Source organism: Luteococcus sanguinis, assembly GCF_039527675.1.
GTDB lineage: Bacteria > Actinomycetota > Actinomycetes > Propionibacteriales > Propionibacteriaceae > Luteococcus > Luteococcus sanguinis.
Genome location: NZ_BAAAKI010000017.1, coordinates 73,559 through 87,193 on the forward strand (window position 1 = coordinate 73,559; position 13,635 = coordinate 87,193).

16 protein-coding genes are annotated in these 13,635 nt (G+C 67.1%); 10 read left to right on the forward strand and 6 right to left on the reverse strand.

Annotation, left to right across the window (positions count from 1 at the left end):
* Positions 1-101: 101 nt before the first annotated feature.
* From metW to ABD089_RS12080, 3 genes are read right to left on the reverse strand one after another with little or no spacing between them, the layout of a single operon-like run.
* Positions 102-707: a methionine biosynthesis protein MetW gene (gene metW, locus ABD089_RS12070; RefSeq protein WP_343886679.1), complete on the reverse strand. Its 606-nt coding sequence runs from the start codon at positions 705-707 to the stop codon at positions 102-104.
* Positions 704-1,873, reverse strand: coding sequence for a homoserine O-acetyltransferase MetX (metX, locus tag ABD089_RS12075; protein WP_386769064.1), 1,170 nt, complete (start codon positions 1,871-1,873; stop codon positions 704-706). Before metX ends, metW begins: the two co-directional genes overlap by 4 nt.
* Positions 1,870-3,186, reverse strand: coding sequence for an O-acetylhomoserine aminocarboxypropyltransferase/cysteine synthase family protein (locus tag ABD089_RS12080; protein ID WP_343886680.1), 1,317 nt, complete (start codon positions 3,184-3,186; stop codon positions 1,870-1,872). Before ABD089_RS12080 ends, metX begins: the two co-directional genes overlap by 4 nt.
* 150 nt (positions 3,187-3,336) lie before the next feature.
* On the opposite strand from ABD089_RS12080, the gene ABD089_RS12085 reads away from it, so the two are divergent.
* Positions 3,337-3,987: a TetR/AcrR family transcriptional regulator gene (locus tag ABD089_RS12085; protein ID WP_343886681.1), complete on the forward strand. Its 651-nt coding sequence runs from the start codon at positions 3,337-3,339 to the stop codon at positions 3,985-3,987.
* 1 nt (position 3,988) lies between these two features.
* Here the strand turns inward: ABD089_RS12085 and ABD089_RS12090 are convergent, their stop codons facing one another.
* Together ABD089_RS12090 and ABD089_RS12095 are read right to left on the reverse strand one after the other, a co-directional pair.
* Positions 3,989-4,534 carry an SRPBCC domain-containing protein gene (locus tag ABD089_RS12090; protein WP_343886682.1) on the reverse strand — a complete coding sequence of 182 codons (546 nt, stop codon included), beginning with the start codon at positions 4,532-4,534 and terminating at the stop codon, positions 3,989-3,991.
* Between the two features lie 10 nt (positions 4,535-4,544).
* The gene (locus ABD089_RS12095) at positions 4,545-5,561 is read right to left on the reverse strand and encodes a DUF2891 family protein (protein ID WP_343886683.1); all 1,017 of its coding nucleotides are present in this window, start codon (positions 5,559-5,561) and stop codon (positions 4,545-4,547) included.
* A gap of 51 nt (positions 5,562-5,612) precedes the next feature.
* On the opposite strand from ABD089_RS12095, the gene ABD089_RS12100 reads away from it, so the two are divergent.
* The 3 genes from ABD089_RS12100 (at position 5,613) to ABD089_RS12110 (ending at position 8,466) form a co-directional block, all read left to right on the forward strand.
* A complete protein-coding gene (locus ABD089_RS12100; RefSeq protein WP_343886684.1) occupies positions 5,613-6,617 on the forward strand; it encodes a DNA topoisomerase IB in 1,005 nt (334 codons plus the stop codon).
* A 9-nt stretch (positions 6,618-6,626) separates the two neighbouring features.
* Entirely contained in the window at positions 6,627-7,022 is a 396-nt protein-coding gene (locus tag ABD089_RS12105; RefSeq protein WP_343886685.1) for a NifB/NifX family molybdenum-iron cluster-binding protein, read from the forward strand.
* A 124-nt stretch (positions 7,023-7,146) separates the two neighbouring features.
* Complete coding sequence (locus ABD089_RS12110; protein ID WP_343886686.1) at positions 7,147-8,466, forward strand: APC family permease; 1,320 nt, start codon at positions 7,147-7,149, stop codon at positions 8,464-8,466.
* 60 nt (positions 8,467-8,526) lie between these two features.
* Here the strand turns inward: ABD089_RS12110 and ABD089_RS12115 are convergent, their stop codons facing one another.
* Entirely contained in the window at positions 8,527-9,264 is a 738-nt protein-coding gene (locus ABD089_RS12115; protein WP_343886687.1) for a DUF554 domain-containing protein, read from the reverse strand.
* 284 nt (positions 9,265-9,548) lie between these two features.
* Between ABD089_RS12115 and ABD089_RS12120 the strand changes: the two genes are divergently transcribed.
* The 6 genes from ABD089_RS12120 to ABD089_RS12135 all read left to right on the forward strand — a co-directional run bounded on the left by ABD089_RS12120 (position 9,549) and on the right by ABD089_RS12135 (position 13,182).
* On the forward strand, positions 9,549-10,472 hold the full coding sequence (locus ABD089_RS12120) for a serine hydrolase domain-containing protein (RefSeq protein ID WP_343886688.1): 924 nt from the start codon (positions 9,549-9,551) through the stop codon (positions 10,470-10,472).
* A gap of 10 nt (positions 10,473-10,482) precedes the next feature.
* Positions 10,483-11,016 (forward strand): transposase family protein, encoded by a 534-nt coding sequence (locus tag ABD089_RS13865; RefSeq protein ID WP_425560037.1) that lies wholly within the window; start codon positions 10,483-10,485, stop codon positions 11,014-11,016.
* Positions 11,013-11,684, forward strand: coding sequence for a transposase (locus ABD089_RS13870; protein ID WP_425560038.1), 672 nt, complete (start codon positions 11,013-11,015; stop codon positions 11,682-11,684). The genes ABD089_RS13865 and ABD089_RS13870 overlap by 4 nt, the downstream gene beginning before the upstream one ends.
* Positions 11,641-11,775, forward strand: coding sequence for a hypothetical protein (locus tag ABD089_RS13875; protein WP_425560039.1), 135 nt, complete (start codon positions 11,641-11,643; stop codon positions 11,773-11,775). The genes ABD089_RS13870 and ABD089_RS13875 overlap by 44 nt, the downstream gene beginning before the upstream one ends.
* 9 nt (positions 11,776-11,784) lie before the next feature.
* Positions 11,785-12,246: a serine hydrolase gene (locus ABD089_RS12130; RefSeq protein ID WP_343886689.1), complete on the forward strand. Its 462-nt coding sequence runs from the start codon at positions 11,785-11,787 to the stop codon at positions 12,244-12,246.
* Between the two features lie 105 nt (positions 12,247-12,351).
* Positions 12,352-13,182, forward strand: coding sequence for an aldo/keto reductase (locus tag ABD089_RS12135; RefSeq protein WP_343886690.1), 831 nt, complete (start codon positions 12,352-12,354; stop codon positions 13,180-13,182).
* Positions 13,183-13,635 lie beyond the last annotated feature (453 nt).

The window sequence follows — 13,635 nt, forward strand, 5'->3', positions numbered from 1 at the left end:
ATTAGCCCAGCCACCAATTCCCACCAGGGTCCCCGAAGCCTGTCGACGGCTGCCCGCCCAGTTCCACGGGTCCCCGAGGCTGTCCAGGCTCGGGGAAGGGGTCAGCGGGTCAGGACGTAGAGCCCCGCCCCGGCCAGCAGGTTGGACGCATACGAGCCCGCCCGGGAGCGCCGTCCGTGCTCGTCGAGCGCGATCTTCTGCTGGACCATGAAGCCCTCCTGCGCGAAGAAGTCCTCGAGGTCGACCAGCGTCGCGTGGTGCAGGTTGGGCGTGTCGTACCAGGTGAACGGCAGGTCGCGGGAGCGGGGCATGTGACCACTGAGCAGCCGCAGCCGGTGCCGCCACAGCCCGAAGTTCGGCATCGAGACGATCAGCCGCGGCGCGATCCGGGCCATCTCGGCCAGCAGGTGCTGCGGCTGCCGGACGGTCTGCAACGTCCGGCTGAGGACGACGACGTCATAGGAGGCGTCGGCGAACTCGTCCAGCTGGGTGTCGAGATCCAGTTCCACCAGCGGGACGCCGCGACCGATGGCGCCGAGCACCAGATCGGGGTCGCGCTCGACGCCGGTCCCCCGGCAGTCGCGGGTGCGCATCAACGCGTCCAGCAGGGTTCCGTCGCCACAGCCCAGGTCCAGCACCCGGGAGCCGGTGGGGACGAGGTTGGCGACGATTTCGAGGTCGGGGCGCAACCCCCAGTGCGTGCTCATCGGGCCCTCCAGCCGGAGTGGGCGTGGGGGTGGGTGGCCGACTCGCATTCGAGGAAGGCGCGGACGGTGTCGTGATAGACGGGCACGTCGAGCAGGAAGGAGTCGTGGCCCCACGGGGAGCGGATGTCGCGGAAGGTGACCGGCAGGCCGCCATGTTCGAGTTCGCGGACGATGCGCCGGGAGTGCTCGGTGGAGAAGCGCCAGTCGGAGTCGAAGCTGACCACCAGATAGTTGACGGGGTGGGCGGCGACGACGTCCAGCGCGTGCGGGTCGGCGAAGGGGTCGAAGTAGTCCATGACGCGGGTCAGGTACAGGTAGCTCAGCGCGTCGAACCGCGACAGGAATGCCTCGCCCTGGTGGTCGAGGTAGCTCTCGACGGCGAAGTCGACGCCGAAGCCGTGCTCGGCGCCCTCGATCTGGGCGCGGCGCCCGAACTTCTCGTCGAAGCCCTCCTGGGAGGTGTAGGTGATGTGCGCCATCATCCGGGCGATCGACAACCCGACGTCCGGGTTGTGGCCACGGGTGGCGAACTGGCCACCGTCGAAGTGCTCGTCGCGCATGATCGCCTGGCGTGCAACGGCCGAGAAGGCGATGTTCTGCGCGGTGAGGCGGCTGGACGAGGCAATGACGACCGCATTGCACAGCTCGTCTGGGTGGCGCAGCGACCATTCGAGCGCCTGCATGCCCCCCATTGACCCACCGACCACCGCGTGCCAGCGGTTCACGCCCAGATGGGCGCCCAGCGCCCGGTGCACCTCGACGAAGTCGCCGATCGCGAGCAGCGGGAAGTCGAGCCCCCATGGCTGCCCCGTGGCGGGGTTGGTGGATGAGGGTCCGGTCGTCCCCTGGCAGCCGCCCAACAGGTTGGAGCAGACGACGAACCACTTGTCGGTGTCGATCGGCTTGCCCGGCCCGATGATGGTGTCCCACCAGCCGGGGTGCTTGTCACCGGGGTGCCAGCCGGCAGCGTGGGCATCGCCGGTGAGGGCGTGGCAGATGTAGATGCCGTTGTCCCCGCCCTCATTCAGCCTCCCGTAGGTCTCGTAGGCGACGACCACCTCGCCCAGCTCGTCGCCGCTGGCCAGCACGAGGGGGTGCTGGGCGTCGAACAGCTGGACGGTCTGGGTTTCCACCTCGCCGAGTTCGTGCGTGTCCGCAGCGGTCACTCGGCCAACCCGTCCAGGGCCTGGGTGAGGTCGGCGAGGATGTCGTCGACGTCCTCGATGCCGACCGCGAGCCGGACCATCTCGGCGGGGACGCCAGCTGCCTCCAGCTCGTCGGGCGTGAGCTGGGAGTGCGTGGTGGTGGCGTTGTGGATCACCAGCGACTTCGCGTCGCCGATGTTGGCGAGGTGGCTGAACAGCTGCAGCGAGTCGACGAACCTCGCCCCCGCCTCGCGTCCGGCCGTGAGCCCGAAGGAGACGATGCCGCCGTAGCCCTTGCCGGTCATCACCTTGTCGGCGGTGGCCTTGTGCGGGGAGTCGTCCAGACCCGGGTAGTTGACCCAGGCGACCTGCGGGTGGTCGGCGAGGAAGCGCGCGACGGCCAGCGCGTTGGCGCTGTGGCGCTCCATCCGCAGGTGCAGGGTCTCCATGCCCTGGCAGAAGAGCCAGGAGTGCAGCGGAGCCAAGGTGGCGCCGGTGTTGCGCAGCAGCACGGTGCGGGCGCGGATGATGTAGGCGGCCGGTCCGGCGGCCTCGGTCCAGACGACCTCGTGGTAGGCGTGGTCGGGGCTGGTGATGCTCGGGAAGCGATCGGCGTTCGCGGTCCAGTCGAACTTTCCGGAGTCGACGATCACGCCGCCGATGGCCGTCCCGTGCCCGCCGAGGTACTTGGTGGCGGAGTGGACGACGACGTCCGCGCCGTGCTCGAAGGGGCGGCACAGGTAGGGCGTCGGAACCGTGTTGTCGATGATCAGGGGCACGCCGATCGCGTGCGCCGCCTCGCTCCACGCGTCCAGGTCGACGACCTGCAGCGAGGGGTTGCCCATCGATTCACCAAAGACCAAACGGGTCTTGTCGTCAGCCACCTCGGCGATCTGCTCCGGGTGGGCCGGGTCGACGAAGCGCGCCTCGATGCCGAACTGGGGCAGGGTGTGCGCGAACAGGGCGAAGGTGCCGCCGTAGAGGGTGGACATGGCGACGATGTTGTCGCCGGCGTTGACCAGGTTCAGCACCGCGTAGGTGATGGCAGCGGCACCCGATGCGGTGGCCAGGGCACCGACGCCACCCTCGAGCGCGTTGACACGGTCCTCGAAGACCGTGGTGGTGGGGTTCATGATGCGCCCGTAGATGTTGCCCGGCTGGGCGAGCGAGAAGAGCGCGGCGGCGTGCTCGGTGTCGTCGAAGGTGAATGCGGCGGTCTGGTAGATCGGCACCGCGCGGGACTTCGTGGTCGGGTCCGGCACCTCCTGCCCGGCATGGACGGCCAGGGTGGCGGGGCTGGCGGACGCCAGGAAGGCGGCCTTGTCGATGGACACGGTGCTCCGATCGTTCGGGTTTGGTTACAGGCTAGGGGCAGCGCGCAAGGCGGACTGGTGCTCTCTCGGGCGCTGGACAGGCTTCGGAGCGCGGGGCTCGACGCTAGGGTTCCGTCAACAGTTCGTGCCCATCGACGGGAGAAGTCGATCGTGAACCCGACCGCCCAGGATGATGCGCCGCGCACCTCGACCGGACGCATCGACGGACGCAGCGCGCGCAAGGTGGAGACCCGGCGCCGCATCATGGCCGCCGCCAGCGATCTGTTCGCCGAGCAGGGCTTCGCGGGGACGTCGATGGACGAGATCGCCGAGGCTGCTGGCGTCAGCAAGGGGACGATCTTCTACAACTACAAGAACAAGGCTGACCTCTTCGAGAAGCTGGTGGAGAGCTCGGCCGCCGCCATCCGGGCCGACCTGTACGCCGCGCGGGAGGGCCAGCGAGGTTGGGTGGCGTTGACCGACGCGATGTGGCGGATTCTCTGTACCGCGGACGAGCAGCCCGCTCCGGCGCAGATCGTGATGACCGAGTTGTTCCGCACCAACCGTCCGTGGGCGAGCAGCCTGCCCCGGACCAGGGAACAGATCGTCCAGCCGCTGGTGGAGATTATTTCGGAGCTGGCCGAAGACCGCAGGAGCCGTGGGTTGACCCCGGCGATCCTGCCCGAGCACCTGCCCAATGTGGCGATGTCGGTGATCGGCGCCCTGGTGGTCGCCACCTTGGACCGGCGTGCCTTCATGCCCGAGCGTCCGCTCGAAGAGGTGCATCGCGGTCTGATGCTCGCGATCTCCGGGCTCCAGTAGTTCAGGCCTGGTCGTCCTTGATCGCTGGGTCCGGAATGACCTGCGCGTAGCGGGCCCGCAGCGCGTCCCAGTCGAGGTCGAGGGAGTCGTCGCCGACGCAGCGCTCGACCTGCTCCCCCGCGGCCTGCAACGCGAGGACGGTGAGGCAGACGTGCCATCCGGCGGCGGTGTCGATCGCCGACTCGGGACGGGCGAGTTGGTGCACCAGGTTGACCTGCGTCCCCTCGCCGGAGGGGGCCAGCTGCCAGCCCACGACGTCGCCGCCCCAGTGGTGCTCCAGGTACCAGGGCTCGCGAGCCTCGACAACCGTTGCGTCCACTGGCGGGGCGGCGGGGTGCTCGAGGCTGGTGGCGGTGCCCTCGGCGACCAGCGGACGGTCGGGGATGATCGGCGACCACTTCGCCAGGGCGTTGGGGTCGGTGAGCGCGGTCCACACCTGCTGCTGCGACATCGGCAACACGGTGGTGAGGGTCAGCACCTCCTCGCGGCGGCGGGCCGGGGTCAGGGGTCCGGCGAGGGCGGTGGTCAAGGCGGTGCTGTCGCTCATGGTCCGAAAGCTACACGAGCGGGCGGCGTGCAAGCTCAGCCTGCAGCGCGAAGCTGACCAGCCAGTGGGTGCTCATGAAGTCTCCGTGGCTGATCTGTTCGCTGGCCCAGACCTGTTGCTGGTCGGCGCTGGCCAGTGCGCGGGCTGCCCTGTCGTTGTCCAGTGCCGGGGCCAGCTGGCGCAACACGGCGGCGCGGTGCAGGGCCAGACCGTAGAGGTGGACGAGTTTCCCGTCGGTGGCGTCCAACACCTCGGGGACCGCCAGTAGCTCGTCCGATCCCCCAGCGAGGCCGGGCAGGAAGCTGGTCAGCCAGCTCGTGAACTCATCGGTCGGAAGAACGCGCTGCATCAAACACGCCTCGGCCAGTGCCGGTGAGCAGAAGTCGTTTCCGCCCGGCTCGTACCGCGACGGGTAGTCGATGTCGGCCTGGTACCAGCGGCGGGCGTGCGTCTCGATGGCGCGGGCGACGTCGTCGCGTTCAAGACTCCGGGCAGCGTCCAGGCAGAGCGCGATGCCGAAGGCGGTGTTGTCGTGCTGGCCATTTCGCACCGGACGGGTGAGGCGGGGCATCCAAGTGGGCAGCATGTCGAAGACCACGTCACTGACTTGGGCCGATGTCTCCGACCAGGCTGCGGCGCGGGGATGCGCCGACTCCGTGGCTGCGGCGGTGAGCAGGCAGGCCCAGCCCCAGCCGTAGGGACGCTCGAAGCCCGGGTGCGCGCGCAGGTAGTCGGCCTCGACCCGGCAGTTCTCGCGCGTGAGGCGTTCATCGAGGACGCGCACCAGATCATCCCGGGTGCTCGGCTCGATCGCGTCCGGGGCGGTGGTGAGCAGGGTCACCGCGGACCACTGCATGTGCACCGAGGAGTGCCAGTCGAGGCAGCCGTGGAAGGCGGGGTGCAGGGTCCAAGGGGTGACGTCGCAGTCGTCCGGGCCGCCGGACATGTGCGACGACACCCACGGGAACCGCGTCCCCAGACCCTGGAGGATCGTGTTCGCCCAGCCCTGTGCCTCGTCCTCGATCATTGCTCCCCTTCGACTGTTCCCACCGTAGTCGTGAGGCACTACGGTCATGCCATGCCACGGCTGCGACGCACCAACCCCCGGATGCCCGGCCACTCCCGACTGCGGCGTGGCAAGGGCTTCAGCTACCACGACGCCGACGGTGCGGCGTTGTCGCCGGACGAACTGGAGCGCGTGAAGGCGTTGGTGATCCCGCCAGCCTGGACGGACGTGTGGATCTGCCCCTTCGCCAACGGCCACCTGCAGGCGGTCGGCACCGACGATGCCGGCCGGCGGCAGTACCTCTACCACCCCCAGTGGCGGGCCCGTCGCGACCAGTCGAAGTTCACAAGGGTCGCCGAGGCGGCCACCATGCTCCCGTCCGCGCGCCGACAGGTCAGCACCGACCTCGATCTGTCCGCGATGCCGCTGGAACGCGCCGCCGCCACTGCCGTCCGGCTCCTCGACGTCGGCTACTTCCGGATCGGCAACGACGCCTACACCGATGCGCACGGCTCCTTCGGATTGACCACGCTGGAACGCCAGCACGTCCGTCGTCGCCAGGACTCGCTGGTGTTCGCCTTCGTGGGCAAGTCCGGCGTCAGCCACTCGATCGAGGTGGACGACCCGCAGGCGCTCGCAGCGCTGGAGGTGATGCGACGACGCACGGACGACTCCGCGCGATTGTTGGCCTGGAAGGGGCCGTCGGGCTGGACTCCCCTGTCGTCCGCGGACGTGAACACCTACCTCTCGGGGTTGTTCGGCGGCACCGTGACCGCGAAGGACTTCCGCACCTGGCATGCCACGGTGATCGCCGCCGAGGTGCTGGCGTCCACCGACGAGCCGGGCGCCAGCCAGGCCTCCCGGGCCCGGGCCATTCGTCAGGCGACGCGCGAGGTCGCGGCCTACCTGGGCAACACCCCGACGGTGGCCCGCAACAGCTACATCGACCCACGCGTCATCGACGCCTACGAGAACGGACGGACGATCGGCGACGCGGCGACCAAGAAGTATCGCACCGCCGCGGCGCGCCAGAAGGGACTGGAGGCCGCCGTCCTGGAGCTGCTGGGCCAGGGATAGGTTCGAGCCATGAGACTTGCCGCCGCCGTTGCTGCCGAATCCACCGACCTCGTGGGCCTGGGACGAGCACCGCGGGTTGCCCTGCTGGACGTCGAGGACGGTGTGGTCACCGGCCAGGAGGTCGTCGAAACGCAGTGGGACGTCCTGCACGGGGACCATGGGCATGCCCACGGCCACGAGCACGCCGCTTCCGAGCATGGGCACCACAACCACCCGGGCGAGGGCGCGCACCACGCCCGAATCGTCACCTTCCTGCGGGACAACAAGGTCGAGGCCGTGATGGCCGCCCACGCCGGCCCGCCGATGGTCAACACGCTGTCGAAGATGGGGCTGCCCTTCCTCACCGGTCAGGGTGACGCGGCGCAGTTGGCGGCCGAGGCAGCTCGGATCGTCTCCGAGGGCTGATCCTCCGCACGACGGGCCTGACAACGCTTCCCACCCCTGCGGGGATGGGGCGCGATGGTCCCGGCTCATAGGGTCACTCGGAGCTGATCGTGTGGTCAGCACTCCCTGACCCCAGGAGATGCCCGTGACCCAGCAGGACGCAGCACCCACGCTGAAGCGGTCGGTGACGACCAATGCACTGTTCTTCTTCATCCTCGGTGACGTGCTCGGGGCTGGCGTCTACGTCCTGGCCGGACACGTTGCCGGAATCGTTGGTGGGGCGGTGTGGGTGCCGCTCGTGGTCGCCCTGTTGCTGGCGCTGTTGACGGCCGGCTCCTATGCCGAGCTCGCGACCAAGTATCCGCTGGCCGGGGGTTCCGCCCACTACGCCACCAAGGCCTTCGGACCCTTCATCGGCTTCCTGGTGGGATTCTGCATGCTCGCGTCCGGGATCGTGTCGGTCGGCGCTCTGTCGCTTGGCTTCGCCGGTGACTACCTGTCGTCCTTCGTGACCTTGCCGACCGCTGGCGTGGTGCTGGTCTTCCTTGCTCTGCTGGCCGCGCTGAATGCGCGCGGTATCGGTGAATCGATGGGCGTGAACCGCATCGCGACGCTGATCGAAGTTGGCGGGCTGGTGCTGGTCATCGTCCTGGGCTTCCTGGTGATCGCACGGGGCGGCGCGCAGGTCGACTTCTCCCGCCTCACCCAGCTGGGGACGTCCGAACACGGGCCGCTGTCCGCGGTGCTCGCCGGAACGGTCCTGGCTTTCTACTCCTATGTGGGCTTCGAGACGAGCGTGAACCTCGCCGAGGAGACCAAGGACCCAAGCCGGTCCTACCCGCGCGCCCTGTTCGGAGCGTTGCTGGTGGCGGGCGTCGTCTACGCCCTGATCGGCGTCGTCGCGTCCGTCGCGATCCCGACCGACGTGCTCTCAGGCTCCAGCGCTCCCCTGCTGCGCATCGTCGAGGCCGCGCACGTCGTCCCGTCCGTGTTGTTCAGCGCGATCGCCCTGGTCGCGGTCGCGAATGGTGCGCTGCTGACCGGCATCATGTCGTCCCGGCTGGCCTACGGCATGGCCCGCGACGGGCTGCTGCCCGGGGTCCTGACGCGTCTGCTGCCCACCCGACGGACCCCGTGGGTGGCCATCGTCGTGACCACCACGTTGTCGCTGCTGCTTGCGCTCACGGGGACGATCGAGGTGCTGGCCAGCACCATGGTGCTGCTGCTCCTGGTGGTCTTCTTCGCCGTGAACCTGGCGGTTCTCGCGCTGCGCCGCGACCATGTCGCCCACGAACACTTCCGCGTGCCCTCCGTGCTGCCGATCGGTGGGCTGCTGTCCTGCCTGCTGCTGGTGACGCAGGTCGAGCGCGGTGTGTGGACCTATGGCATCCCCCTGCTGGCGGTGGCCGGCGTGCTGGCGTGGTTCGCCTCCCGCAATCATGGCAACCGCCCAGAGAATCGCTGACAACGCGCACTGGGTGGCGCAACTGCCGTAGTCGGCAGGAAGTCCACCCAGTCGGAGGGGTCAGCGGGCGACGGTCTGCGCGACCCACAGGAACAGCGGTGCAAGCACCAGCGCCGGCAGCAGGTCGGCGACCCGGACTTCCTTGAGGCCCATCAGCCGGATGCCCAGGCCCATCAGGATGATGCCGCCTGCGACGGAGATCGTGTCGACCGCGCCGTTGGGGAGTACGGGCCCGAGCGCGAAACCCGCGAGCGTCAACAATCCCTGGTAGACGAACACCGACGCTGCCGACAGCAGCACCCCGGCACCGAACGCGGACGCGAAGGCCATCGCCGCGAAACCGTCCAGGACGGCCTTGACGTAGAGCTGTTGGGCGCCCAGGCCCAGTCCGTCCGAGAAGGATCCGAGGATGCTCAACGGTCCCACGCAGAACAGCAACGTTGCCGTGACGAAGCCCTCGGCGAAGCGGTGCTCCCCACCCCGTCCGAACGTGCGCTTGGCCCAGACGCCGAGGGCGTCGATGCGGCTCTCGAGGTGCAGGGCCGACCCGAGGATTGCGCCGAACAGCAGCCCGAGCAGGACGATGATCGAGGCGGCGCCGAAGGGTGCGAGCGAGGTGTAGGAGGTCTTGCTCAGCGGAGCCAGCGACAGCGCGCCAATGACGATGGTGAACAGGCCGAGCACGTCCGTGATGGTCGAGCGGGTGCGCTCCGGGAGCCGATCACCCACCAGCAGCCCGAGTGCTCCGCCGAGGAGAACCGTGACGACGTTAACGAGCGTCCCGCTGCCGATGAACACGGCCACGAGTCTCGCACGACACAGATGGCTGGACGCCCGAGTGCCGATGGGCGGTCAGTGAGCGTGCCCTCGACTCGGACTGTCCGATTCGCGGGAGTTCCCGCCCCGACGGGCGACAAAGCCACATATTCCGCTTCTGTGAGAGCCCACCCTCAGGGCGCCGGTGCGCTTGATGAAGGCGCGCATGTGTCTCACGACAACCGATGGAGCACCGCCAACTATTGACCCAGCGCCAGTGGGGCACTTGACTGCAAGGAACAATTCGCCACACGAACGAAGTCGCCATGTCAAATATCCCCGAGGTCGTCGATCCGCGATCGGTGGGCGTCTCCCCCGATCAACTGGAGGTTGTCGACCGGCTGGTGGAGGAGCAGATTGCGTCCAACGCCTACCAGGGAATCGTCGTGCTGATAGCTCGGCACGGAAAGCCGTGTTACTTCAAGGCGTTCGGCAAGGCGGACGAACACCAGGCGATGAAGACGGATGCGATCTTCCGTCTTGCGTCGATGTCGAAGGTGCTGACCGCGGTTTGCGTGCTGCAGCTTTGGGAACAGGGTCGGTTGAGCCTCGCTGACCCCATTTCGAACTACCTGCCGGAGTTCGCCAACCCCCAGGTGGCGGTGTGCCACCCCGATGGCACTCATGCGCTGCGTCCCGCCACCCGAGAGATCACCGCCCACGATCTGCTGAGTATGACAGCCGGCATGACAAACACTTGGTGGGCCGATGCCTACCCGCTTCCCGCCTACCAGGTCGTTCCGTACCTGTATGCGAAAGCCGGGGTACGTGACGATATGAACGCCCCCAACATGACGCTCGCCGAAAACATTGCCTGCTTGGCCACGATGCCGCTCATCGCTGACCCCGGAACCATGTTCGACTACTCGAACAGCAGCGTCGACACGCTGTGCCGACTGGTCGAGGTCATCTCGGGGCAGGACTTCGACAGTTTCCAGCGCGAGCACATTCTGACCCCCCTGAGCATGGACGAGACTTGGTTCTTCATCCCCGATCACCAGCGGAGCCGCCTGGCGGAGGTGTACTGGCCGGGCCGAGACGAGGCTCACACCCATAACGGGCTACTCGTAGTTGAGCGTGGTGGGTCGTTGATGCAAGGGCTCGTGGCCTTGCGCTGGGATGGGTGTTGCGAAGCATCCTCCCGGACAAGGACCACGAGCTGTGACCGAGCCTACGTGCTTGCTGCGTGACGCTGCGAGCGTGATCTTCAACCTGCCCGACTACCACGTGATCGACGCGGTTGACTTGCCCTCGGGCGGTCGACGCGTGATCGTGCAGGCCGACATGGTTGCCGATGGCTGCCCTGACTGCGGGGTGGTGTCGGCCCGGGTCCATGCCTGGTGTCGGCAACGCGTGAAGGACATCCCGCACGGTGGCGGCATCGAGCTCATCGTCGTGAAGCCGCGGCTGGTGTGTGCGGAAGAGGCGTGCTCGCGGCGGACGTTCACCCAAGCCACAGCAGAGTTGCCGGTGCGGGCTCGGTGCACGAGTCGGCTACGGCGGGGCCTGTTGGAGGCCGTGATCGATCACGGCCGGCCCGTCGCCGCTGTGGCCGCCAGCTTCGGGGTCGCCTGGTGGACTGCCCAGAAGACCGTGAACATGGCGATCGACACGCTGCCCGACATCGACGCGCTGCATGTCACCCAGCTCGGGTCGATGAGCACCGCTACCGAAGAGTGCGCTGGTACCGGAATGTCGACACCGGCGGCTGGACGCGGGTCGAGCCGTGGATGACCACGATCGTGAACAGCCGCAGCGGGCAGGTCCTCGGCATCGTCGACGGCCGCGACAGCACAGCGGTCGAGGTCTGGCTGTCAGGTCGTAGCCAGGCGTGGCGGGACCGGATCAGTGTGGTGGCGATCGACCCCTCGGCAGCGTTCCGCAAGGCGATCGTCGGCTGCCTCCCGAACGCGAAGATCGCGGTCGACCCGTTCCACCTGGTCCAACTCGGCAACCTCTGCCTGACCCGTGTCCGGCAACGCCTCGCCCACGAGGTGCACCAACGCAGGGGCCGGAAGGTCGACCCGGCCTGGGCACACCGGATGCTGCTGCTACGCGGCTACAACACCTTGTCGGCGCGTGGTCGTGACCGACTCGAAGTCGTGCTCGCCGCCGATGACCCGACCGGTGAACTGGGCGCCGCCTGGGGCGTCAAGGAAGCCCTCCGCCTGATCCTGGCCTGCCCCACCATCGAGGCCGCCCGTGCCGCGAAGGCCCGCTTCGACGCCTGGGTGGCGATCGCCGCCACCGACGAGACCGACCGGTTCGCCGCGACCATCACCGCCTGGTGGCCTGCCATCGCAGGTGACCATCGCCACTGGCGTCACGAACGCGCGCACCGAGGCCGCGAACACTGCCATCAAGCACATCAAGCGGACCGGGCGCGGCTACCGCAACAGTGATCACTACCAAACCCGTATCCTGCTCCGCAGCGCCCACCGGGCGCGGCAACACCGCTTGACCAGCCAAGGCACCACGGCCAAGTGCGAATAGCCCCATAACGTGCCAGTCGGGCCGGTATCGCTGGGCCCCGAGGGCGCCCACAGCCCGCATCACACCTACTTCAGCGGTGCAGCCGGGCTGCACGGCACCACAGCCGACTACTTCCGCTTCGCGCAGATGCTGCTCAACAAGGGCGAATTGGACGGAACCCGCATCCTCAGCCGCGCGTCCGTGGAGCTCATGACCAGCAACCAGATCGGTGACCTCACGAACTGGCAGCTGACACAGAACAAGTGGGGATACATGCTCGACATCCAAGAGGGTGTCAACGCTCCTGTTGGATCCCTCCACTATCTCGGTGGGCCAGGCGCCTACAGCTGGCAGGGATACTTCAGCACGAAATTCGTGAACAACCCTCAGCGAGACACCGTTATCCTCACCATGACCACCCCAGCTGCGGACGGCGCCCTCCCCCACAACCTGCGCATCATCACCGCTGCAAATGCAGCGGTCATCGACTAACCCAGTTCGCTCGGTCGATGGCCGGCTGCGCTATGATTGTCAGCTGATGGTCATGTGGCTACCCACCTCTCGCACAGTCGAATTCATCTCATAGGAGAAAAGCACATGAAGCACGTGACACTGCCAGGCGGGGACGTGGTTGCTTCAATGGGTCAAGGCACCTGGAAGATGGGCGAACGTGCCGAGCGCCGATCCGATGAGATCGCCGCGCTACGCGCCGGCGTCGAACTGGGCATGACACTCATCGATACCGCGGAAATGTATGGCGATGGTGCGTCGGAATCGCTGATATGCGAGGCGCTGGGTAGCGTTCGCGACCAGTTGTTCCTGGTCAGCAAGGCATATCCGCAGAACGCATCGCGCTCCCGCCTTCCCGGTGCGTGCGAGGCGAGCCTGAAGCGCCTCGGCACCGATCGGATCGACCTCTACCTCCTCCACTGGCGGGGATCGGTGCCGCTCACTGAAACAGTGGAGGCTTTGGAGGAGCTCAAATCGGCAGGAAAGATTCGGCACTGGGGTGTCAGCAATTTCGATACCGATGATATGGACGAGCTTGTCGCTGCCGGCGGTGTTGGCTGCGTAACCGACCAGATTCTATACAATCTGGTCCGTCGGGGCCCGGAATTGGACCTTCTGCCGTGGCTCACCGAGCATAAAGTACCGGTCATGGCGTATAGCCCGGTCGAGCAGGGACGACTTTCCACGCACCCCGGTCTCGAAACAATTGCAGCCGAGGTTGGTGCAACCCCCGTGCAGGTCGCACTTTCGTGGACATTGCGGCGCGATGGCCTCGTCGCTATTCCCAAGGCGAGTTCAGTCGCACATGTGCGGGAAAACCGTGAGGCCGCCGATATCGTTCTTTCTGACGCTCACCTTGCGACACTCGACGCGGCATTTCCCAGGCCAAGCAACCGTCGGCCACTTGAAATGCTGTAGCGTCCGAAGGCAATATTCTCGCTCACAAATTCCTCTCGGTCGCCACGAATGACCGTCTGACCGTTCTTACCGACCATCTGGCATATCCGAGCTGGCAGGGCACCCAGTGCCTGGATGATCTGGATCGAAGCTCGGGTGGCCTGGCTGTCATTCCTACACTGCGCCGCCCGGGGTACTGAACTGCCATCCCAGCGTGCGCCGCTGGCAGGGATTGAACCAGCCACCAGCGCACCAAGCGTCCGATGCTTCAAGCGTCTCGAACGGGACTTGGGCTGCTCTCCGAATTCTTGCTCTGGAGGCAGTGGTTGCCGCGGTTTTCTTCAGAGGCAATATCTGGATTCTTAAAAGGACCGAGAAGAATGATGAAGTTCGAGTCGCTGCTTTGGTGGCTCTTCACAATCGAGGGTGTAGTTGGGGTCTGAACCCGCCGGCCTCGAGCAGGGATCTGGCGAT